This window comes from Pseudoduganella plicata, assembly GCF_004421005.1.
Taxonomy (GTDB): domain Bacteria; phylum Pseudomonadota; class Gammaproteobacteria; order Burkholderiales; family Burkholderiaceae_D; genus Rugamonas; species Rugamonas plicata.
The window spans coordinates 5,354,404-5,377,249 of sequence record NZ_CP038026.1 but is presented as its reverse complement, the minus strand read 5'-3'; the positions used below and the strand labels follow the sequence as shown (position 1 = coordinate 5,377,249).

Annotated in this window: 17 protein-coding genes; 6 read left to right on the top strand and 11 right to left on the bottom strand. The window is 66.5% G+C overall.

Annotation, left to right across the window (positions count from 1 at the left end; translation table 11 throughout):
- Positions 1–140 precede the first annotated feature (140 nt).
- Complete coding sequence (locus E1742_RS23680) at positions 141–905, top strand: exodeoxyribonuclease III (protein ID WP_134387524.1); 765 nt, start codon at positions 141–143, stop codon at positions 903–905.
- On the opposite strand, the gene E1742_RS23675 is transcribed toward E1742_RS23680, so the two are convergent.
- The 5 genes from E1742_RS23675 to prpB all read right to left on the bottom strand — a co-directional run bounded on the left by E1742_RS23675 (position 875) and on the right by prpB (position 10,207).
- Positions 875–4,168 carry a bifunctional diguanylate cyclase/phosphodiesterase gene (locus tag E1742_RS23675; RefSeq protein WP_134387523.1) on the bottom strand — a complete coding sequence of 1,098 codons (3,294 nt, stop codon included), beginning with the start codon at positions 4,166–4,168 and terminating at the stop codon, positions 875–877. The two genes, E1742_RS23680 and E1742_RS23675, sit on opposite strands and share 31 nt — an antisense overlap.
- Positions 4,169–4,337: 169 nt before the next feature.
- Positions 4,338–5,525 (bottom strand): 2-methylaconitate cis-trans isomerase PrpF, encoded by a 1,188-nt coding sequence (gene prpF / locus E1742_RS23670; protein WP_134388319.1) that lies wholly within the window; start codon positions 5,523–5,525, stop codon positions 4,338–4,340.
- On the bottom strand, positions 5,525–8,134 hold the full coding sequence (gene acnD, locus E1742_RS23665; RefSeq protein ID WP_134388318.1) for a Fe/S-dependent 2-methylisocitrate dehydratase AcnD: 2,610 nt from the start codon (positions 8,132–8,134) through the stop codon (positions 5,525–5,527). Before acnD ends, prpF begins: the two co-directional genes overlap by 1 nt.
- 23 nt (positions 8,135–8,157) lie before the next feature.
- On the bottom strand, positions 8,158–9,306 hold the full coding sequence (gene prpC / locus E1742_RS23660) for a bifunctional 2-methylcitrate synthase/citrate synthase (RefSeq protein ID WP_134387522.1): 1,149 nt from the start codon (positions 9,304–9,306) through the stop codon (positions 8,158–8,160).
- A 13-nt stretch (positions 9,307–9,319) separates the two neighbouring features.
- Positions 9,320–10,207, bottom strand: a complete 888-nt coding sequence (gene prpB / locus E1742_RS23655) for a methylisocitrate lyase (protein WP_134387521.1) — start codon at positions 10,205–10,207, stop codon at positions 9,320–9,322.
- 161 nt (positions 10,208–10,368) lie between these two features.
- On the opposite strand from prpB, the gene prpR reads away from it, so the two are divergent.
- The gene (gene prpR / locus E1742_RS23650) at positions 10,369–11,985 is read left to right on the top strand and encodes a propionate catabolism operon regulatory protein PrpR (protein WP_134387520.1); all 1,617 of its coding nucleotides are present in this window, start codon (positions 10,369–10,371) and stop codon (positions 11,983–11,985) included.
- Positions 11,986–12,025: 40 nt separating this feature from the next.
- On the opposite strand, the gene E1742_RS23645 is transcribed toward prpR, so the two are convergent.
- Entirely contained in the window at positions 12,026–15,394 is a 3,369-nt protein-coding gene (locus E1742_RS23645) for a S41 family peptidase (RefSeq protein ID WP_134387519.1), read from the bottom strand.
- A 205-nt stretch (positions 15,395–15,599) separates the two neighbouring features.
- Here E1742_RS23645 and E1742_RS23640 point away from each other — a divergent pair, with 205 nt between their 5' ends.
- Complete coding sequence (locus tag E1742_RS23640) at positions 15,600–16,415, top strand: NF038132 family protein (protein ID WP_206076705.1); 816 nt, start codon at positions 15,600–15,602, stop codon at positions 16,413–16,415.
- 3 nt (positions 16,416–16,418) lie between these two features.
- On the top strand, positions 16,419–16,871 hold the full coding sequence (locus E1742_RS23635) for a hypothetical protein (RefSeq protein ID WP_134387518.1): 453 nt from the start codon (positions 16,419–16,421) through the stop codon (positions 16,869–16,871).
- A 120-nt stretch (positions 16,872–16,991) separates the two neighbouring features.
- Here the strand turns inward: E1742_RS23635 and clpA are convergent, their stop codons facing one another.
- Together clpA and clpS are read right to left on the bottom strand one after the other, a co-directional pair.
- Positions 16,992–19,292 (bottom strand): ATP-dependent Clp protease ATP-binding subunit ClpA, encoded by a 2,301-nt coding sequence (gene clpA, locus E1742_RS23630; protein ID WP_134387517.1) that lies wholly within the window; start codon positions 19,290–19,292, stop codon positions 16,992–16,994.
- Positions 19,289–19,591, bottom strand: a complete 303-nt coding sequence (gene clpS, locus E1742_RS23625; RefSeq protein WP_130185626.1) for an ATP-dependent Clp protease adapter ClpS — start codon at positions 19,589–19,591, stop codon at positions 19,289–19,291. Before clpS ends, clpA begins: the two co-directional genes overlap by 4 nt.
- A 337-nt stretch (positions 19,592–19,928) precedes the next feature.
- Here clpS and cspE point away from each other — a divergent pair, with 337 nt between their 5' ends.
- Positions 19,929–20,132, top strand: a complete 204-nt coding sequence (cspE, locus tag E1742_RS23620) for a transcription antiterminator/RNA stability regulator CspE (protein WP_055937397.1) — start codon at positions 19,929–19,931, stop codon at positions 20,130–20,132.
- Between the two features lie 104 nt (positions 20,133–20,236).
- Here the strand turns inward: cspE and E1742_RS23615 are convergent, their stop codons facing one another.
- From E1742_RS23615 to E1742_RS23605, 3 genes are read right to left on the bottom strand one after another with little or no spacing between them, the layout of a single operon-like run.
- Positions 20,237–20,878, bottom strand: coding sequence for a glutathione S-transferase family protein (locus tag E1742_RS23615; protein WP_134387516.1), 642 nt, complete (start codon positions 20,876–20,878; stop codon positions 20,237–20,239).
- Positions 20,875–21,378: an SRPBCC family protein gene (locus tag E1742_RS23610; protein ID WP_134387515.1), complete on the bottom strand. Its 504-nt coding sequence runs from the start codon at positions 21,376–21,378 to the stop codon at positions 20,875–20,877. Before E1742_RS23610 ends, E1742_RS23615 begins: the two co-directional genes overlap by 4 nt.
- Positions 21,338–21,709 carry an ArsR/SmtB family transcription factor gene (locus E1742_RS23605; RefSeq protein WP_134387514.1) on the bottom strand — a complete coding sequence of 124 codons (372 nt, stop codon included), beginning with the start codon at positions 21,707–21,709 and terminating at the stop codon, positions 21,338–21,340. The genes E1742_RS23610 and E1742_RS23605 overlap by 41 nt, the downstream gene beginning before the upstream one ends.
- Positions 21,710–21,927: 218 nt before the next feature.
- Here E1742_RS23605 and E1742_RS23600 point away from each other — a divergent pair, with 218 nt between their 5' ends.
- Positions 21,928–22,842, top strand: a complete 915-nt coding sequence (locus tag E1742_RS23600; protein ID WP_134387513.1) for a hypothetical protein — start codon at positions 21,928–21,930, stop codon at positions 22,840–22,842.
- The last annotated feature ends 4 nt before the right edge of the window (positions 22,843–22,846 follow it).

The window sequence follows — 22,846 nt, the reverse complement described above, 5'->3', positions numbered from 1 at the left end:
GCGTCTGAGAGTGATTGCACGTGTTTTAAAATCAATGTTTTTGTGCAATTCATTGTCGCACATTGTATTCGTTCTCGGCAACTCGCGACACCTGTCAGATCCTGTAATATGCGTGCCCTCACCGACTCTAAGATATCGCCATGAAACTCGTTACCTGGAATGTCAACTCGCTCAACGTCCGCCTGCCGCATCTGCTGCGCTGGCTGGAGGAAAATCCCGTGGACGTGGTCTGTATCCAGGAAACGAAGATGACGGACGATAAGTTCCCTGCCGCCGCCATCGAGGCGGCCGGCTGGCAGGTGGCATTCTCCGGCCAGAAGACATACAACGGCGTCGCTATCCTGTCGCGCCTGCCGATGACGGACATCGTCCGCAACAATCCGAAGTATCCGGACGAGCAGCAGCGCATCCTGGCCGCGACCATCGATGGCATCCGGGTCGTGTGCGCTTACGTGCCGAACGGCCAGGCGGTCGATTCCGACAAGTACGTCTACAAACTATCCTGGATGGCGGCGCTGCGCGAGTGGCTGGCCGAAGAGCTGGCGCGCAATCCCGCGCTGGCCGTGCTGGGCGACTACAACGTGGCGCCCGAAGACCGCGACGTGCACGATCCGGCGGCCTGGGTGGGCGAAGTGCACGTGTCGCCGCGCGAGCGCGAGGCCTTCCAGGCGCTGCTCGACGTGGGACTGACCGATTCGTTCCGCCTGTTCGAGCAGCCTGAAAAAGCGTACAGCTGGTGGGACTACCGCATGCTGCGCTTCCAGAAGAACCAGGGACTGCGCATCGACCATATCCTGCTCTCAGGGCCGCTGGTGGCGCGCTGCACGGCATGCACGATCGACCGGGCGCCGCGCAAGTGGCCGCAGCCTTCGGATCACACGCCCGTCATCGCCACGCTCGACTGAATTTCACGATCGAGCATGCCGGCGGCATCCGCCGCGGGCAGCGGCCGCGAGAACAGATAGCCCTGGCCGAACTGGCAGCCCTGCCGTTGCAGCAGGTAGCAGTGCCCTTCCGTCTCGATCCCCTCGGCCACGACGGACAACTGCAGGCTGTCCGACAGCGCGACGATGGCCGACACGATGGCGCGGTCCTCGGCGCTGTGCTCGAGGTCCTTGACGAAGGCGCGGTCGATCTTGATCTTCCTGACGGGGAAGCGCTTCAGGTAAGCCAGGCTGGAATAACCGGTGCCGAAGTCGTCGATCGACAGGCGTATGCCCATCGCGTTGATCTGGCCGAGAATCTCCAGCGTCTGTTCGCCATGCTGCATCAGCGCCGTTTCCGTGATCTCGAACTCCAGCAGCGCCGGGTCGATGCCCGTCTCGTCGAGGATGCGGCGGATCGACGGTACCAGCCCCTTGTGCATGAACTGCCGCGCCGACAGGTTGACGGCCAGCGGCACGGGACGCAGTCCCTGGCGCTGCCACTCCATGTTCTGCTCGCACGCGCGCCGGATCGCCCACTCGCCGATCGGCACGATCAGGCCGTTCTCCTCGATGAGGGGAATGAACTGATCCGGCATCACGAGCCCCGTGACGGGACGACGCCAGCGCAGCAGCACTTCCAGCGACTGCACACGGCGCGTGGCCAGGTGGACGATGGGCTGGAAGTGCAGTTCGAACTGGCGCAGTGCCAGCGCGCTGCGCAAGGCGCTTTCCAGCTCGAGGTGCTCGCCCGTTTGGCCCATGTTCTGCGTGAAGAACTGGTAGTTGTTGCGGCCTGCCGCTTTCGCGTGGTACATCGCCGCATCGGCATGGCGCATCAGCGTCTCCACGTCCATGCCATCGTCCGGGTAGACGCAGATGCCCATCGACGGCGTCACGTGCAGCACGCGCCCTTCCAGCGGGAACGGCAGCGCCAGCGCGTCGATGATCTTGTCGGCCACCTGCGCCGCCTCGTCGTGCGCGCGCAGGCCAGGCAGCAGCACGACGAATTCGTCGCCGCCCAGGCGCGCCACCGTGTCGCTGGCGCGCACGGCGCCGCACAGCCGCGCGGCGACCTGCTTGAGCAACTCGTCGCCGGCAAGGTGGCCCAGCGTATCGTTGATGGTCTTGAAGCGGTCCAGGTCCAGGAAGATCACCGCCAGGCTGCGGCCCGTGCGCTTGGCCGCCAGCAACGCGCGGTCCAGCCGGTCCGACAGCAGCGCGCGGTTGGGCAGTCCCGTCAGGCTGTCGTGATAGGCCATATGGTGCACCCGTGCTTCAGCCTGGCGCCGCTCGACGATTTCCGCCTGCAGCCTGGCATTGGCGCCGGCCAGTTCGGCCGTGCGTTCCAGCACGCGCACTTCCAGCTCGTCGCGTGCGCGCCGCACCGCCTCGGCGGTTTCGCGGCGCGCCGTCACGTCGTCGATCATCCAGACGGAACGGGCCTGGGGCTGCGCCCAGTCGAACGGCCGGCCGGACAGGCGCGCCCAGAAGCGGCTGCCGTCGCGCCGCACCAGCTGGTGCTCGGCCGAGCTGACCCGCCCGGCCTGAAAGTCCGCCGCCGTCTCGCGCCGTGCGGCCTGCCACGCTTCGGTGTCCGGATACAGCTGGCGGACCGCTACCCCGCTCAGTTCACTGCCGTCGTACCCGAACAGCTCTTCCATCTTGCGGTTGCAGCGCAGGTTGCATCCACCCTCGACGACGGCGATGCCCAGCACGGCGCTGTCCAGGATGGCCTGGTTTTCCAGCAGCGCATTGCGCAGCGACTCCTCGGCCGCCTTCTGTTCGGTGCGGTCCTCGACGATCCAGATCGTGCCTTGCGTGGCGTCGGCCGGGTTGACGACATAGCCGATCACCTGCGCCCAGAACGTCGTGTCGTCGCTGCGACGCATTTCGACCTCGGTCTGGATCGGCCTGGCCTGCCGCAGCAGCGGTATCGCCAGCGCGCCGAGCGCCTCGTACCCTTCGGCCGTCGGATGCAGCCGGGCCGCTGGCAGGCCCACGCACTCCTGGCCCTGATAGCGGAACATTTCCATGAAGCCGCGGTTGCAGCGCGTGATGACGCCGTTGCGGGTGAACAGGATGCTGATCGACGCATTCGTCATCAGCGCCTCCACGTCCATCTGCAGCTCGCGCGACTGCGTCACGTCCTCCAGGATCCAGATCGTGCCGGCGTTGTTCTGCCCATGGTCCACGGCCTTGGCGCGCACGCGGCACCAGAACAGGGTGCCGTCCTTGCGCAGGAACGGAAACTCCTTCTGCTCGAACGGCTGCCCCGCCAGCAACGCCGGTCCTGCCTCGCGGCCGAACCGGTCGTACATTTCCGGCGACGGGAACACGGCGCTCGCAGGCAGCCCCACCATTTCGTCCGCCGCGTAGCCGAACATCTCGGCCATGCGCGGATTGCAGCTCACCATGTGCTGCTGTTTGGTAAACAGGATGCCGACGGAGGCGTTGTCGAGGATCGCCTTCTGCTCCAGCAGCAGCTGGCGCGTGGCCTCGCTGGCGGCGCGCTGGTCGCTGATATCCTCAACGATCCACACCATGCCTTCGGCAGCCTGCACCGGATCGATCAGGCGGCCGTAGCAGCGCGTCCAGAACAGGCTGCCGTCACGCCGCCGCATCTGCACGTCCAGCGTCACCGAGCGGCCTTCGCGCAGCACGGGCAGCCAGCGCGCGCGGCGCCGGCGGAATTCGTCCGGGTCCGGGTAGAGGATCACGCTGGGCGCGCCCTGCAGGTCGGCGCGGTCGTAGCCGAACAGTTCGGCCGCGCGCAGATTGCACTCGCGGATTTCATCGTGCCGGCTGTAGATGATGCCGACCGCCGCGTTCTCCAGAATGGCCTGCTGCTCCAGCAGCGCCTTGCGCAGCGCGCGCCGGTCGTGCTCGACGGCGCCGATATCGTGCAGCACGACCGTGCCGCCGCGCTGTCCGCAGCCCGGCGGATACGGCTTGACCGTCACCTGTACCGCAACGTCGCGGCCATCGCTTGCGGTGACGCAGCTTTCCCACGTTGCCCGCGCCGTGCCGGCCAGTGCCGCTGTCATTGTCACCACGCTGCCGGCCAGCACGTGCCGGGCGAACAGCGTCGCCGGTCCCTGGCCGCGCAGGTCGCGGCCCAGCAGCAGTGCCAGCTCGTCGTTCGCCGCAACCACCGTGCCGTCGCCGTTGCAGGCATACGCCGGGATGCCGAGCAGCTGCAGGGCCGTGGCGACGGCATCGTGGTGGGACAGGGCAGTGGTCATGAGTTATCGAAGTTACATGATGCCATGCGGCAACGAAGTTCTGGGATCATAAACGACCCGCCCTGCAATAGCCACCTTCCGCCGCAAGCGAGGGGCCGTCCGGGGTCCGGATACAACAACGGGACGGCCATACCGTCCCGCTGCATGATCGGAAACCGGGAAAGCCCGGTCAGAACGTGTCGCCCGGCACGCGCACCCACCCTTCCATCAGCACACGCGCGCTGCGGCTCATCATGGCTTTGGTGACCTGCCACTGGCCGTCCACCAGCGTCGCTTCGGCGCCCACCCGCAAGGTGCCGGACGGATGGCCAAACCGCACTGCCGTGCGCGAGCCGCCGCCCGCCGCCGCGTTCACCAGCGTGCCGGGCACCGCCGCTGCCGTGCCGATGGCCACGGCCGCTGTGCCCATCATCGCGTGGTGCAGCTTGCCCATCGACAGGGCCCGCACCAGCAGGTCGATGTCGCCCGCCGCCACGGCCTTGCCGCTGGACGACGTGTAGTCGCGCGCCGGCGCCACGAACGCCACCTTCGGCGTGTGCTGCCGCTTCGCCGCCTCGTCGACGGAGCCGGCAAGGCCCATGCGCACGGCCCCGTGGAGGCGGATCGTCTCGAAGCGCGCCAGCGCCTGGGCATCGCCGTTGATCGCCTCCTGGAGCTCCGTGCCGGTGTAGCCGAGCGCCCCGGCTTCGACAAAAATGGTGGGGATGCCCGCATTGATCATCGTCGCGCGCAGGGTGCCGACGCCGGGCACGTCCAGTTCGTCCACCAGGCTCCCGGTCGGGAACATGGCGCCGCCGTCGCCCTCTTCGGCGGCGGGATCCATGAACTCCAGCTGCACCTCGGCGGCCGGGAACGTCACGCCGTCGAGTTCGAAGGCGCCCGTTTCCTGCACGGCGCCGTCCGTCATCGGCACGTGCGCGACGATGGTCTTGCCGATATTGGCCTGCCAGATGCGCACGACGCAGATGCCGTCGCGCGGCACGCGGCTCGCCTCCACCAGGCCGCTGGCGATGGCGAACGAACCGACAGCTGCGGACAGGTTGCCGCAGTTGCCGCTCCAGTCGACGAACGGCTTGTCGATCGAGACCTGGCCGAACAGGTAGTCGACGTCATGTCCGGGCCGCGCGGATGGCGCAATGATGACGGCCTTGCTGGTGCTGGACGTGGCGCCGCCCATGCCGTCGATCTGCTTGCCGTACGGGTCCGGGCTGCCGATCACGCGCAGCAGCAGCGCGTCGCGCGCGGCGCCCGGCACCTGCGCCGCTTCCGGCAGATCCTGCAGCCGGAAGAAGACGCCCTTGCTGGTGCCGCCGCGCATGTACGTGGCCGGGATCTTCACTTGAGCAGGATGCGCCATCATGCCGCCTCGCTGGTGGTGACGACGGTCGCGGCCAGGAAGTCCTGCGCGAAGCGCTGCAGCACGCCGCCCGCCTCGTAGATCGCCAGTTCTTCGGCCGTGTCGAGCCGGCACAGCACCGGCACCGTCAGGCTTTCGCCGCTGGCGCGATGGATCGTCAATGTCAGCGTCGCACGCGGCTGCCGTTCGCCCACGACGTCATACGTCTCCGTGCCGTCCAGTCCCAAAGTGACGCGGTTGATGCCGCCCACGAACTCCAGCGGCAGCACGCCCATGCCCACCAGATTGGTGCGGTGAATCCGTTCAAAACCCTCAGCGACGATGGCTTCGACACCGGCCAGCCGTACGCCTTTCGCAGCCCAGTCGCGCGACGAGCCCTGGCCATAGTCGGCGCCGGCGATGATGATCAGCGGCTGCTTGCGTTCCATATACGTCTCGATCGCTTCCCACATGCGCACCACCCTGCCCTCGGGTTCGATGCGCGCCAGCGAGCCGGCCTTGAGCTGGCCATCGACGACGACCATCTCGTTCTTCAAGGTCGGGTTGGCGAACGTGGCCCGCTGCGCCGTCAGGTGATCGCCCCGGTGGGTCGCGTACGAGTTGAAGTCTTCCTCCGGCAGGCCCATCTTCGCCAGGTACTCGCCGGCCGCGGAGTCCAGCATGATGGCGTTCGACGGCGACAGGTGATCCGTCGTGATGTTGTCGCCCAGCAGAGCAAGCGGGCGCATGCCGCGCAACGTGCGTTCGCCGGCCAGCGCGCCCTCCCAGTACGGCGGGCGGCGGATATACGTGCTTTGCGCTCGCCAGTCGTACAGCGGGCTGACGGCCTCCCCGGCATCCTCGGTGCGCGCGAACATCGGGATGTACACCTTGCGGAAGTGATCCGGCTTGACGCTGGACGCGACGATGGCGTCGATCTCCTCGTCGCCCGGCCACAGGTCTTCCAGGCGGATCGGCTGGCCGTCGGCCGTCGTGCCCAGCACGTCCTTCTCGATATCGAAACGGATCGTGCCGGCGATCGCATACGCCACCACCAGCGGCGGCGAAGCGAGGAACGCCTGCTGCGCATACGGGTGGATGCGGCCGTCGAAATTGCGGTTGCCCGACAGGACGGCCGTCGCGTACAGGTTGCGCTCGACGATCTCCTGCTGGATGGCGGGATCGAGCGCGCCGGACATGCCGTTGCACGACGTGCAGGCATACGCGACGACACCAAAGCCCAGCGCTTCCAGTTCCGGCAGCAGCCCGGCTTCTTCCAGGTACAGCGTCACGGCCTTCGAGCCGGGCGCCAGCGAGCTTTTCACCCAGGGTTTCCGCAGCAGCCCGTGGCGATTGGCGTTACGGGCCAGCAGGCCCGCCGCGATCATGTTGCGCGGGTTGTTCGTGTTGGTGCAGCTGGTGATCGCGGCAATGATGACGGCGCCGTCCGGCATGCGCCCCGGCTCGTTCTCGACGATGCCGGAAATGCCGCGCGCGGCCAGCTCCGACGTCGGCACGCGCTTGTGCGGATTCGAAGGCCCCGCGATATTGCGCACGACACTCGACAGATCGAAGCTCAGGGTGCGTTCGTACTCGGCATCCTTGAGGGCGTCGGCCCACAGGCCCGTCTTCTTCGCGTACAGCTCGACCAGCGCGACCAGTTCCTCGTCGCGGCCCGTCAGGCGCAGGTACTTCGTCGTCTGTTCGTCGATGTAGAACATCGCCGCCGTGGCGCCGAATTCCGGCGCCATGTTCGAGATCGTGGCGCGGTCGCCCAGCGTCAGCGCCGTGGCGCCTTCGCCGAAGAACTCCAGGTAGGCCGATACCACCTTCTGCTTGCGCAGGAATTCCGTCAGCGCCAGCACGATGTCGGTGGCCGTGATGCCCGGCTGCGGACGGCCCGTCAGCTGCACGCCGACGATGTCGGGCAGGCGCATCCAGGAGGCGCGGCCCAGCATCACCGTTTCCGCCTCCAGCCCGCCCACGCCGACGGCGATGACGCCCAGCGCATCGACCATCGGCGTATGGGAGTCGGTGCCGACCAGCGTGTCCGGGTAGGCCACGCCATTCTCCACCTGGATCACCGGCGACATCCGCTCCAGGTTGATCTGGTGCAGGATGCCGTTCCCCGGCGGGATCACGTCCACGTTGCGGAACGCCTTCTTGGTCCAGTCGATGAAGTGGAAGCGGTCCTCGTTGCGGCGGTCCTCGATGGCGCGGTTCTTCTCGAACGCCTGCGGATCGAACCCGCCGCATTCGACGGCCAGCGAATGGTCGACGACCAGCTGCGTCGGCACCACCGGATTGACGAGGGCCGGATCGCCACCCTGCTCCGCGATGGCGTCGCGCAGGCCGGCCAGGTCGACGAGAGCGGTCTGGCCCAGGATGTCATGGCAGACGACGCGGGCCGGGAACCACGGGAAATCCAGGTCGCGCTTGCGGCCGACGATCTGCTGCAGCGAAGCCGTCAGCTGGGTCGCGTCGCAGCGGCGGCACAGGTTCTCCGCCAGCACGCGCGACGTGTAGGGCAGCTTGTCGTAAGCGCCCGCTTCGATCGCCTCGACGGCGGCGCGCGCATCGAAGTAATCGAGACTGGTACCGGCCAGCGGCGTGCGGTACGCGCTGTTCATTGCGATAGTCATGCCAATGCCTCTTACTTCCGGTCCGCAAGCGGCACGAACTGCAGATCCTCGGGACCGACATAGTTCGCGCTTGGGCGGATGATCTTGTTGTCGATGCGCTGTTCGATGACGTGCGCGGCCCAGCCGGACGTGCGCGAGATGACGAACAGCGGCGTGAACATGGCCGTCGGCACGCCCATCATGTGGTACGACACGGCGGAGAACCAGTCCAGGTTCGGGAACATCTTCTTGATGTCCCACATGACCGTTTCCAGGCGCTCGGCGATATCGAACATCTTCATCGAGCCGCCTTCCTGGGACAGCTTGCGCGCCACTTCCTTGATCACCTTGTTGCGCGGGTCGGAGATCGTGTAGACGGGGTGGCCGAAGCCGATGACGACTTCCTTGTTCGCCACGCGGGCGCGGATGTCGCTTTCCGCCTCGTCGGCGTTTTCGTAGCGCTTCTGGATTTCCAGCGCCACCTCGTTGGCGCCGCCGTGCTTCGGTCCGCGCAGCGCGCCGATGGCGCCCGTGATGGCCGAGTGCATGTCCGAGCCCGTGCCGGCGATGACGCGGGCCGTGAAGGTGGACGCGTTGAACTCGTGTTCCGCGTACAGGATCAGCGACGTGTGCATCGCCTTGACCCAGCTATCGCGGGGCGGGTGGCCGTGCAGCAGGTGCAGGAAGTGGCCGCCGATACTGTCGTCGTCCGTCTCGACCTCGATGCGCTTGCCGTTATGGCTGTAGTGGTACCAGTACAGCAGCATCGAGCCGAACGACGCCATCAGGCGGTCGGCGATGTCGCGCGCGCCGGCGATATTGTGGTCGTCCTTTTCCGGCAGCGTGCAGCCCAGCGTGGAGACGCCCGTGCGCATCACGTCCATCGGGTGGGCGCCGGCCGGCAGCGCTTCCAGCGCCGTTTTCACGGCCTGCGGCAGGCCGCGCAGCGAACGCAGTTTGGCCTTGTAGCCGCGCAGTTCGCCGCTGTTGGGCAGCTTGCCGTGCACCAGCAGGTAGGCGATTTCCTCGAACTCGCAGCTGTCGGCCACGTCCAGGATGTCGTAGCCGCGATAGTGCAGGTCGTTGCCCGTCTTGCCGACGCTGCACAGCGCGGTGTTCCCCGCGGCGACGCCGGACAGGGCGACGGATTTCTTGGGCTTGAAGGTGGTGGCTTCGGTCATCTCGATGGTCTCCTTATTTTTTTGCGGCCTGGAACAGCGCGTCGAGCTTCTGTTCAAAGGCGTGGTAGTTGATGCGGTCGTACAGTTCCTCGCGCGTCTGCATGGTGTCCAGCACGGCCTTCTGGGAGCCGTCGCGACGGATTGCGCCGTAGACGTTTTCGGCCGCCTTGTTCATCGCGCGGAAGGCGGACAGCGGGTACAGCACGAGGCCCACGTCCGCCGTCTTCAGTTCTTCCACGGTGAACAGCGGCGTCGAGCCGAATTCCGTGATGTTGGCCAGCACCGGCACCTTGACGGCGTCCACGAAGCGCTTGTACATCGACAGCTCCGTCATCGCTTCCGGGAAGATCATGTCGGCCCCGGCTTCGACGCAGGCGATGGCGCGCTCCAGCGCGGCGTCCATCCCTTCCACCGCCAGCGCGTCCGTGCGCGCCATGATGACGAAGTTCTCGTCCGTGCGGGCGTCGACGGCGGCCTTGATGCGGTCGACCATCTCTGCCTTGCTGACGATCTCCTTGCCGGGCCGGTGGCCGCAGCGCTTGGCGCCCACCTGGTCCTCGATGTGCATGGCGCCGGCGCCGGCCTTGATCAGCGACTTGACGGTACGCGCCACGTTGAAGGCGGAGGCGCCGAAGCCCGTGTCGACATCGACCAGCAGCGGCAGATCGCAGACGTCGGTGATGCGGCGCACGTCGATCAGCACGTCCTCGAGACCCGAGATGCCGAGATCGGGCAGGCCGAGCGACCCGGCCGCGACACCGCCGCCGGACAGGTAGATGGCGCGAAAGCCCGCACGCTGGGCCAGCAGGGCGTGGTTGGCATTGATGGCGCCCACGACTTGCAGCGGCGCTTCTTCACGGACGGCCTGACGAAACGCAGCGCCGGCGGAGAGTTGACTCATGATGACCTTTCAATGGTGGCTACGGCAAATGATGCTTTTTCTATTGCAAGGGGCGTGCCACCGGCGCCAAGCGTGCGAAATCAAGCACTTGCAACGTTTCGTTCACTCTGTAGACGTTTCATTGTGAAACATTGAAACAGCACTGCAATATAATGTGAAACATGGCCCATCCCTCTCTCCTGCCCGATCCGGACAAGCCCGTCATCTGGACGGTCTCCGTCTCGCGTCTGGCTGAGCTGTTCCGCGACATCACGCTGGAATACGACGCGCTGGCGACCATCGAGCCGATCAACCTCGGGTTCGACGACGCTGTGCGCCACATCCGCGAGCGCCTGGTGACGGAGCGCTGCGACGCCGTCATTTCGGCCGGCTCGAACGCGGCATACCTGAAGAGCCGCCTGTCCGTGCCTGTCGTCGTGGCCAAGGCATCCGGCTACGACATGATGGGTGCGCTGGCGCGGGCCCGCCGGGCCGCCGGCGGCGGTGCGATTGCCGTCGTCACCTACGGCTCGCCGGTGGCGGACCTGGCGCAGTTCGCCGACACGTTCGGCATCGACGTTCTGCAGCAGACTTACGCCACCGAGCAGGATGCGCGTGCCCGCATCGCCGATCTGAAAGCGGCGGGCGTGCGCGCCGTCGTCGGCGCGGGGCTGGTAACGGACCTGGCCGAGCAGGCGGGGTTGACGGGCGTGTTCGTTTATTCGGCCGCGTCGATCCGGCAGGCGTTCGACGATGCGCTGGAGATCGCGCGCCTGGGCCAGCTGGAGGCGCAGCGCCACCGCGGGCGCGGGCCCGCCACCACGGACACGCGGCGCGCCCGCCATGGCGTGGCCGACCTGCGCGGCCAGTCCGCCGCGATGGAGAAGGTGCGCCAGGCCGTCGTGCTGTATGCCCGCTCGCCGGCGACGGTGCTGATCCAGGGCGAGACGGGCAGCGGCAAGGAACTGGTGGCGCAGGCCATTCATCGGGAAAGCCCGCGCGGCAGCCGGGCCAGGGCGCCGTTCGTCGCCGTCAATTGCGGGGCGATTGCCGAATCGCTGCTGGAATCGGAACTGTTCGGGCATGAGGAAGGCGCGTTCACGGGTGCGCGCCGTGGCGGCCACGCGGGCCTGTTCGAAGCGGCCAACCACGGTACGCTGTTCCTCGACGAGATCGGCGAGATGCCGCTGGCGCTGCAAACGCGGCTGCTGCGCGTGCTGGAGGAGCGCGAAGTGATGCGCGTGGGCGGCACCCGGCCGGTGCCGGTGGACGTGCGCATCGTCAGCGCCACGCACTGCGACCTGGAAACGCGCGTGCGCGAAGGCCGCTTCCGCGCCGACCTGTTTTACCGACTGGCCGTGCTGCGCCTGGCCCTGCCGCCGCTGCGCCAGCGCCCGGACGACGTCGTGCCGCTGGCCGAATGGTCGCTGCGCAATGCGCTGGCGGCGCTGGGCGCCCGGTCGTCGCCCAACCTCTCCGCGGAACTGGCAGCCTGCGGCGCACTGCTGCGACGCTACCCGTGGCCGGGCAACGTGCGCGAGCTGCGCAACCTGGCCGAGCGTCTGGCGCTGTTCCTGGCCGCCGAGCCGCTGCAGGCGCTGACAGCCGCGTTCGTGCTGGAGGTGGCACCGGAGCTGGCGCAGGCGGACGTTGCATCCGCAGCCACCGCGCCGGACCGGGAGAGCGTCGCCGCCGTACTGCGCCGTTTTGACGGCCAGCGCGACGCGGCGGCAGCCTACCTGGGCATCAGCCGCACGACGCTGTGGCGCCGGCTGCGCAAGGAGGAAACCGGCGCGTGACGCCGGTGCATGACCGGGCCTGCCATTTGCCGCCGGTCTGTCAATAATTCAGCGCCGGGATGGGCTGCGCCTGATACCGGCGCACCGGCGACTCGGCGATTTTCTTCTTCAGCATCTCCAGCGCCGTTTCCAGCTGGCGGTCTTCGCCCTTGAACGTGGCGTTGGGCAGGTTGTCCACTTCCACGTCCGGCACGACGCCCACGCCCTCGATCAGCCAGACGCCCTTGTCGGTGTCGAACTGGCCCATCTCCGCCACCCGCACCATGCCGTTGTCGGCCAGGCGGTTACGGTCGCTCAGCCAGACGCCGGCGCCCGCCGTACGCTTGCCCACCAGCGGACCCAGTCCCAGCGCCTTGACGCCGGCGGCGAATGTCTCCCCATCCGAGTACGTCAGCTCGTCGACCAGCACGACCAGGTGGCCGCGGAACGTGTTCTGCATGTTCGGCGACGTCTGGCCGACCGGCGTCGTCCAGAATGCCCACGCCTTGCGCAGCAGCTTCTCGATGATCCAGCTGTCGATATTGCCGCCGCGGTTGCGCCGCACGTCGATGATCAGGCCGTCGCGGTTGACGTTGGCGTAGAAGTCGCGGGCAAAGGCGGCGATGTCGTCGCTGCCCATCGCGCGCAGGTGCAGGTAGCCGACGCGGCCGTCCGATGCCTGCGCGACGCGTTCGGCCCGGCCCTGCTCCCAGTCGCTGTACTGCAGCGCGGCCTGCCGTGCCATCGTCACGGGCAGCGCAATGACGGCGCGTGCGGCGCCTTTCGCCGGCTGCACGTTCAGCAGCACCTGGCGGTCGGCCTGGTTCAGCAGCAGGTCGGAGATGTCGCGCGCTTCCAGGACCGACTTGCCGTTGACGGCCGTGATCACGTCGCCCTCGCGCACGTCCACGTCGGCCTGCGCCAGCGGCGAGCGTTCGCCCGGCAGCTCGCTCTCGCTGCGGTAGACGCGGTCGACGCGATACCCGGTACTGGTCCGCGCCAGCACGCCACCCAGGCCGGCGGGCGTGCCTTCCGGCGCGCTCTTGCGGATGTCGCCCGGCGCCACCTGCGAGTGCAGCGCGCCCACTTCGGCCACCATCATGCCGAGGATGTCGTTCAGTTCCGCGCGGTCCGTCACGCGCTCGACCAGCGGCAGGTATTTGTCGCGCACGCCGACCCAGCTCACGCCGCGCATCTTGACGTCGTACAGGAAGTCGCGGTGCATGCGCCAGGCATCGTTGAACATCTGCTTCCATTCCTGGCGCGGGTTCGACACGATGCTCCAGTCGTCCACCTTCACTCTGGCCTTGCTGGTATCGGCCGGCGCCTTGGCGCCCGCTTCCACGATCAGCATGTCGCCCGGATTGCCGTTGCCCGTCCTGTAGTACAGGTGCTTGCGGTCGGCCGACAGGTCGAAGTCGCGCACGTTGGCGGCGAACGTCTCGGGCTTGGGCTCCGTGCGGGCGATGGCCAGCGTACGCAGTGCCGGGCGGTTGTCTGCGCCATCGGCATCGATGAAGTACAGGCGCTTGTCGTCCACCGCCAGCTTGCGGTAGTTGCCGGGCGCGAGCGGCACTTCGAACAGCCGCTGCGCCAGCCCGGCGTAGACGACACCCGGCAACGCCGGCTTTGGCGGCGGCACGGGTTTGGTTTCCTTGGCCTGCCTGCCATCCTTGGCCTTGTCGGCCGCCAGCTTGTCCACCGCCTTCTCGACCGCCTTCTCCGCCGCCGTCTCCTCCGGGCTTTCGGGCGGCTTGACGGCCGCCTTGCTCAATTCGTCGTCCGGCTTGAACGGGAAGCGGTTCCCGGGCTGCAGCGCCAGCGCGAAGATGCCCGTGCGCTTGTCGAATACCGGACCCATATTGCGGTCGCCCCACGGCGAGCCGTTGCTCAGCTTGAAGTGGCGCGCCGACAGGAAGTACAGCCAGCGCCCATCCGGCGAAAAAGCGGGATCGCCCGACGTGTAGCGGTCCGACGTGACGAACAGCAGCTCCTTTGTCGCGACATTGACCATGCCGATCTGGTCGCGCTGCTCGCTGCTGGCGCTGCGCACGAACGCGATGTTGCGGCTGTCCGGCGACCAGACCACGTTGTCGTGCTGGTCGATGCCGGCCTTGCCGGCGTCGTCGATCAGCGTGTTCTCGCGCGTCTTCAGGTCGAGCAGCCAGAAGCGGCCCTTCTTGTCCGTGTGGCCCAGCCAGCGCCCGTCCGGTGACGGATACAGTGCCCAGCGGTGGTTGTTGCCGTCCTTGGTGAGCTGCTCGCCGTGGCCCGAGCCATCGCTGGCGAAGCGCCAGATCTCGTTCTCGCCCGTGGTGTCGACGATCGCGTACACCCACTTCTCGTCGGCGGAAAAAATGGCGTCGCGGGCGCGGGCGCCTTCCGGCACGGCGATCTCGACGCGGCGCTGGCTGCCCGTGCCGGCGATGCTGACCCTTCCACGCGCCGTCAGCACGATGCGTTCTTCCTTGCCCGAAAGCTGCACGTTCGTCAGCGTCTCCAGCGGCGAGCGGATCAGGCGGGTGCGCTGCTGGTCGAAGTCGGAGACGAGGCTGATGTTGAGCTGCTGCGCGCTGCGTTTTGCCAGGTCGTACACGTGCAGGTCCGCGCCCAGCTGGTAGGCGACGCGGCCGTCGCCCAGCGTAGCGTTGCGCACGTCCCAGTCCTTGTACGTGGTGAGCTGGCGCACGTCGCTGCCGTCGGGCGCGGCCGTCCAAAGGTTGTCCGTACCGCCGCGGTCGCTGACGAAATACAACCGGCCCTGCCACCACATGGGGCGCTTGTTGTTGGCGGCGTCGCCCGGGAACACGGGACGCGCTTCCGCCTTGCCGTCCAGCTCGAAGCGCCACAGCTGCGCATGCGCGCCGCCGCGGTAGCGGCGCACGTTGTCGTTGGTCAGCACGAGGCCGTAACGGGTGAAGTACAGCGTCTTGCCCGTATCGTCCAGCACCGCGTCATTGGCATCGGCGACCGGGAACACACGGCGCGCCAGCGTGCCCGGCATGACGGCGGCCACGATGCGGTGCGCCCCCGGCCCGACGGAATTCTGTGTGCTGACCAGCACTTCGCCCTGAGCCGTCCAGCCCAGCACCGTGACGCTGCCGTTCTCGAACGTCAGCCGGCGCGGCAGGCCGCCCGCAAGCGGCATCACGTAAGCTTCCTGCGCCCCTTCGTAACTGGCGGCGAAAGCCACCCAGCGGCCGTCCGGCGAAATGGCGGCATGGGTTTCAGCGGCAGCATGCGTCGTCAGGCGCTGGGCGGCACCGCCGGCGGCGGGCACGCGCCACAGGTCGCCTTCGGCCGTGAAGACGACGGCATCGCCGCGGATGGCGGGGTACCTCAGGTAGGGTTGCGCGGCCGCAGCGTGGACGGCGACAGCCAGCAGTCCGGCGGACAACAGGAGACGGGAGATACGACGGAGCGAGGGCATCGGCGGGCAGTGATGGGACGGTGGAACATGATTCTGGCACAGTTCTCGGCGGGAAAATAGTATTGGTGTGGACGCCCCCCCACTGTCGGAAATTTTTACAACGTTCATCGCGGGATCGGGCGGCTCCGGGCGACGACTGGCGTAAAACATGAGGCATGAAATATGCATGTGTCCTGTTCCTGCTCAAACTCTTTGAAGGAACGCCATGAACTTTCATTCAGTCAGCCGCCTGCTGGCGGGCGGCATGCTGGCTCTGCTGGCCCAGGGTGCCTCGGCACAGATTTTCGACAATGGTCTCCCCGCGTCGTGGCAATGCACCGGCGCATGCGGCGTGTCGGAGGCCGACGGCGACGTGCAACTGGCCCCGAACGGCGGCACGCACTACGGCTGGATTTCCACCTATGGCGGCGCGCCCGGCGTCCTGCTGCCCGGGGTGAACTCGCCGGCCGACTCCGGTGGCGGCAGCCTGCTGCGCTCCCACCTGTTCACGGCGGCGGCCGGCCAGGCGCTGACGTTCCAGTTCAACTACGTGACAACGGACGCGGGCGACTTCACCGATTACGCATGGGTGCGCCTGATACATGCGGACGGCAACCAGGCCGCCCTGCTCGTTACGGCCCGCACCTCGCCGGGCGGGGGGGCCGTCCCGGGATTCGGCATGCCGCCTCCTGCCGCCTGGCTGACACCGTCATCGTCCACCGTGTCCGGGCCGCCGCCCTTCTGGAGCCCGCTGGGCGCGGATTCCGGCACCTGCTATGTGGCCGTGCGGCGTGACGGACTGGATCGGCGCCAGCTATGCCATTGCCACGAGCGGCAGTTATTATCTGGAATTCGGCGTGATGAACTGGTACGACGCGTCGGCCGACTCGGGCCTCGCGTTCGACGCCATTGCGCTCGACGGCGCCCCCCTGCCGCCGGTGCCGGAGCCGGCCACCTGGTCGCTGCTGGCCGGCGGTTTCGGCGTGCTGCTGGGCCGTCGCCGGCGATGAGGCTGCGCGCCGAACCGCCGGCAACCCGCTGACGCATGGGCAGACACGTCACCCTCCTGCGCGCGGATGGCGGCATGCCGCAGCCCATCGAGCCGGACGAGATCGTCCGCGCCCTGCAACGCATCGGCAGCCCGTACGTGCTGGCGCCGGACGCTCGCGCCGATGCCCGCCTCGTCGATCCGACCACGCCGGACGATACGGAAGTCATGTTCCTGCAGGCCGGGGAGCTGTGGGCCAGCAACCCGGGACCGACGCTGCTGGCACTGATGCTCGATCTGGCGCGCGAACTTGGGGCGCGCGTGCGCGATGACGAGCTCCAGACCTATCGCACCGTGGGGGAGACCTACGTCCATCCGGACGACATCGAGCTGCTGGCGCGCCTGCCGCAGCAGGCGCAGGCCGGTCCGCCGCGCCGCGCGACCGGTGCGCTGGTGCCGATCTGCATCGGGGCGCTGCTGGGGATACTGTTGCTGCTGTTGCGGCGGTAGCGCGCCCTGTGAGGTTCTCTGCGGGCTTGTCCGGATGGTCTGCTTCAGGACTCGACAGTCCGTCCGCAACGGCGAAAAAAAACCCGCTCGAGAGCGGGTTCTTCATGGTCGCACAGTGGATCACTCCACTTCGACGGTCTCCGGCGGTGGCAGCGGTGCCGCGTCCGGTTCCGGGAAGTCCAGCTTGATCTGGTCCTTCTCGTCCAGGTCCACGGTGACCTTGCCGCCGGCGACGAGGCGGCCGAACAGCAGTTCGTCGGCCAGCGCCTTGCGGATCATGTCCTGGATCAGGCGCGACATCGGCCTTGCCCCCATCAGCGGATCGAAGCCTTTCTTCGACAGGAACCGGCGCAGGTTCTCCGTGAAGATCGCTTCCACCTTCTTCTCGTGCAGCTGCTCTTCCAGCTGCATCAGGAACTTGTCCACCACGCGCAGGATGATTTCCTCGTCCAGCGCGCGGAAGCTGATGATCGCGTCGATCCGGTTGCGGAACTCCGGCGTGAACATGCGCTTCAGGTCGGCCATTTCGTCGCCGGTTTCCTTCGTGTTCGTGAAACCGATCGGCGCCTTCTGCAGCGCTTCCGCACCCGCATTGGTCGTCATGATGATGATCACGTTGCGGAAGTCGGCCTTGCGACCGTTGTTATCCGTCAAGGTGCCATGGTCCATCACCTGCAGCAGGATGTTGAAGATGTCCGGATGGGCCTTCTCGATCTCGTCCAGCAGCAGCACGGCGTGCGGCTTTTTCGTGATCGCTTCCGTCAGCAGGCCGCCCTGGTCGAAACCGACATATCCGGGCGGCGCACCGATCAGGCGCGACACGGCATGACGCTCCATGTACTCGGACATGTCGAACCGGATCAGTTCGATGCCGAGGATGAAGGCCAGCTGCTTCGCCACTTCCGTCTTGCCCACGCCCGTCGGACCGGAGAACAGGAACGAGCCAATCGGCTTGTCCTGCTTGCCGAGGCCGGCACGCGACATCTTGATGGCCGAGGCCAGCGCATCGATGGCCGGATCCTGGCCGAACACGACGTTGCGCAGGTCGCGGTCGATCGTCTGCAGCTTGCTGCGGTCGTCCTGGTTGACGGTCTGCGGCGGGATGCGGGCGATCTTCGAGATGATCTCTTCGATCTCCGTCTTGCCGATGGTCTTCTTCTGCTTCGACTTCGGCAGGATGCGTTGCGCCGCACCCGCTTCGTCGATGACGTCGATGGCCTTGTCCGGCAGGTGGCGGTCGTTGATGAAGCGGGCCGCCAGCTCGGCAGCGGTCGTCAGCGCCGTCGACGAATATTTCACGCCGTGGTGCTCTTCGAAGCGCGACTTCAGGCCGCGCAGGATCTGCACCGTCTGCTCGACGGTCGGCTCGTTGACGTCCACCTTCTGGAACCGGCGGGACAGCGCATGGTCCTTCTCGAACACGCCGCGGAATTCCGTGAACGTGGTCGCGCCGATGCACTTGAGCTGGCCGTTCGACAGCGCCGGCTTGAGCAGGTTCGACGCGTCCAGCGTGCCGCCCGATGCGGACCCGGCACCGATAATGGTGTGGATCTCATCGATGAACAGGATGCCGTTCGGATTGTCCTTCAGCTGCTTCAGGACGGCCTTCAGGCGCTGTTCGAAGTCGCCGCGGTACTTGGTGCCCGCCAGCAGCGCGCCCATGTCCAGCGAATACACGACCGCATTCGACAGCACTTCGGGCACGTCGCCCTGCGTGATGCGGTAGGCCAGGCCTTCGGCGATGGCGGTCTTGCCAACGCCGGCTTCGCCCACCAGCAGCGGGTTGTTCTTGCGGCGGCGGCACAGGATCTGGATGACGCGATCCACTTCGTCCTCGCGGCCGATCAGCGGATCGATCTTGCCTTCCGCGGCCGACTTGTTCAGGTTCTGCGTGAACTGGTCGAGCGGGCTTTCCTTCGCCTGGCCTTCGGCCTGCGTGCCTTCCTCGACGCCTTCCGACGCCTTTGCCGTGTCGCCCGACTGGTCCTTGCGAACGCCGTGCGAGATGAAGTTCACCACGTCCAGGCGCGTCACGCCCTGCTGGTGCAGATAATAGACGGCGTGCGAGTCCTTCTCGCCGAAGATGGCGACCAGCACGTTCGCGCCCGTCACTTCCTTCTTGCCGTTCGATGCCGACTGCACGTGCATGATGGCGCGCTGGATCACACGCTGGAAGCCCAGCGTGGGCTGCGTGTCCACTTCGCCCGTGCCCGGGACCGTCGGAGTGTTGTCGCCGATGAAGTTGGTGAGTGTCTTGCGCAAGTCTTCAATGTTGACCGCGCAGGCACGCAACACTTCCGCCGCCGAAGGATTGTCCAGCAGCGCCAGCAGCAAATGCTCAACCGTGATGAATTCATGCCGTGCCTGCCGAGCTTCGACAAACGCCATGTGCAAACTTACTTCCAATTCCTGCGCGATCATACTTCCTCCATCACGCACTGCAGGGGGTGGCCTGCCTTGCGCGCATGCGTTAAAACGAACTCCACTTTTGTCGATGCGATATCTTTTGAGAACACGCCACAGACGCCTTTGCCGTAGCGATGCACACTCAGCATAATTTGTGTCGCCGTTTCACGATCCTTGTTGAAATATTCCTGGATGATGGCGACCACGAACTCCATCGGTGTGTAGTCGTCGTTCAACAACGCCACCTGGTACATCGGTGGCGGCTTCAGCGTTTGTCGCTCCAGGACGGTCTCAGTGTCATGCTTGGTTGCCATACGCTTATATTCTAATGCTTTCGTGACCGATGCAACGCCCGTTTAGGCGTGCCTTTCCGTTTGTTCTCAATCTTACGCGCTTTCCCGACTTGGCGCAGATGGCGCTGCCTTTCGTGAAATCAAGAGACGAGCGCGCCTTCCGGCCCATATTTCATGTTGCAAAAAACTTACTACTGCGGGTACAAAGCGCTTGACATTAAAAATTGTTCCGCCAACAATGCCATATCGACTCGTGCAGAAATGTACATGTTGGTAAGAAGTGAGTTGTCGAGGAGGGGGCAGGAAGCTTCTTGCTTTTATGGCTCGTGTGATTCGTTAATATTTGAAAGTTCTTTTTATGGCAACAGGTACCGTTAAGTGGTTCAATGACTCCAAAGGTTTTGGCTTCATCACTCCTGATGATGGCGGCGAGGATTTGTTCGCACACTTCTCCGCAATCAACATGAACGGCTTCAAGACCCTGAAAGAAGGTCAGAAAGTCCAGTTCGAAGTCACGCAAGGCCCTAAAGGCAAGCAAGCTTCCAACATCCAGTCGAGCTGATCTGCTCCCCCGGACGTGAGAGAACCCCGCAGCGCGGGGTTTTTTTTCGTCCGTCGGACGCGAAAAAAACCCGCCAGGCGGGTTTTTTGTGCCTGCCGGTCGGCTCAATGCGCGTCGTCGAAGCCCCCCATCTGTGCAGCCAGCGCGCGCGCGAAGGCCGGGCGCCCCTCGCAGCGGCGCAGATAGGCGTGCAGCACCGGCCTCTCTTCGATGAGATCCGTCTGGCGCAGGTTGCGCAGCACTGTGGCCATCAACAGGTCGCCCGCGGTGAAGCGTCCTTCCAGATAATCGTCCTGCCCCAGACACGCCGCCAGCTGGTCGAGCCGGCGCCGTACGGCCGCCATGACGCCGGGGCGGGCCTCGGCGACCCATGCCTCACCCGCATGGAAGAAGTCCAGTTCCGCCAGCTGCGCAATCGGCGGCTCCACGGTATTCAATGCCGCGAAGACCCATGTCGTGGCGCGCGCCCGTTCGGCAGGGTCGTCCGGCAACAGCGCCGGGCTGGCCGCGCCGATGTGCAGCACGATGGCGCCCGACTCGAACAGCGCCAGGCCATCCTCTTCGTACGTCGGCACCTGGCAGAACGGCTGCAGGGCACGATGGCCCGCGCCGGCCAGTTCGCCGTGCGCCAACAGCCGCTGCTCATATGACTGCCCCGCCTCCTCCAGCGCCCAGCGTACGCGCAGGTCGCGCACCAGCCCGCGTGCGAAGCCGGGGACGTTGTTCAACGCCGTCACGGTCGTCATGATGCCTCCCGTGCCAGCCGTTCCACATAGACGCCGGTCCGTTCGACCACGCTGGTCCAGCCCTTGGTGTGACTGTCGCGCCGTGCCACCGTGGTGAACGGCGCCTGATGGAAACGCTGCACGGTACGGCCGTCCTCCTCCTCGAACGTGACCGTGATACGGTTTTCCGGGCTGTCCGTGTCGGGGCTGCCGTCCGGATCCCACCTGAACGTGAAGACGATGTGCCGTTCCGCCTCGATCTCGATGAACCGGCCGCCCATCCAGTGCTCGCTGTCGGGCGACTTGATGCAGGCGCGCCAGGCGCCGCCGGGGCGGAAATCCCACGCCAGGCTGACACACTGAAAATCCATCGGTGCCAGCCATTGCCTGACGTGTTCCGGCTGACGCCAGATGTGGAACACGAGGGCGCGCGGCGCGTCGAACGTGCGGACGATCAGCAGTTCGTCGTCGCGCAGTGCTTCAGGTCGGGTCGTCTGCCTTGCTGTTGCCGTTGCTTCCATTGCCGTCTCCTTGCTGAATCAGTTTCAGATAAGCGTCCATCTTGTCGAAGCTGCCTTCCCACAGGCGGCGGTAGCTGTCCAGCCAGCCATCGAGTCCCTGCAGCGGGGCTGCTTCGAGCCGGCAAGGGCGCCACTGGGCAGCGCGCCCCCGGGAAATCAGCCCGGCCGCTTCCAGCACCTTGAGGTGACGGGAGATGGCGGGAAGGCTGATGTCGAAGGGAGCCGCCAGCTCGTTCACTGACGCCTCCCCCTGGGCCAGGCGGGCAAGGATCGCGCGCCGGGTCGGGTCCGCCAGCGCCGCGAAGGTCTGGCTGAGCGGGTCTGGGGCCATACTTAACTCCTTCGTTATTTAACGTCTAAGTTAAATTCGTTGGCGGCGGATGTCAAGCGCTTTACCGCGGCTTCGTATTGATGAGCATAAAGTTTTTCTACGGCAAGCCGTAACGGGTGCATGACCCGCCCGCCGCTGCGCCGCGACGGCGCGGACTTCGACACCCCGTTGGCGGAGCAATCGTGATAGTGACGCAATACCCTGGCCTTTGGCGCGACATGCTTGCCACACCCGTTCTGGAACGCATCGGCACCGCCCCAGCCGTGCTTGTCGACGAACTCGTCGGCTATGTGGCGATGGTCAACGCCGCCACCGGCAACCCCGCGGTGACGACGGCCGCCCGCGCGCCGACCGACCTGCTGGACGACATTCGCCTGGCCGTGGCCGGCATGCCCGCCGCCGTGGCCGCGCTGCTGCCGGACGCGCTGCTCGGCGTGCACCTGGCCCATGGCCTGGGATCGTCGGCCATTACCGACGTCGTCGCGGACCGGCATGGCAACACGCTGGGCGCCGTGGTGGCCCTGGATATCGATGCGTTGCTGACGCGGTGCGCCAACGCGTGGGCGACGTGGAAGGAAAGCAGTCCGTTCCTGCCGACCGGTTCTTTGACCCTGGAAGTGCGTATCGCCGAACCGGCCGACGATACCCGTGCCGGCGCCATCCAGTTCCTGCTGCTGCACGAGTTCGGCCACGTGCTCAGCGCGGGGAGCGGCTTCCTGCCGGACTGGTGGCGCATGCCGGACGGCGTGCGCGTGGCCAACGACTACGACTTCCTGCCGCTGGCCTGGGACATCGATGGCGACAATCGCATCCTGCCGCGCCGCGAAGAGGATTTCGCGGGCCGCGACCGCGTGCGCTACTACGGCGAGCCGCAGCTCGACGGCGTGGACATGCTGCCGGTCTATGAATCGCTGCAGCAGTCCAGTTTTCCCACGCTGTACGCCAGCACGAATGCCTACGACGACTTTGCCGAGTCGTTCGCCACGTACGTCCATTGCGTGCTGCTGCGCCGGCCGTGGCGCGCGCGCATCCTGCGCGACGGCGCCGTGCAGCATGCGACCGACGACTTCTGGTCGAGCGGCCGCAGCGCGCCGAAACGGGCATTCATGGAGCGATTGCTGGCCGCCGCCTGAGGCG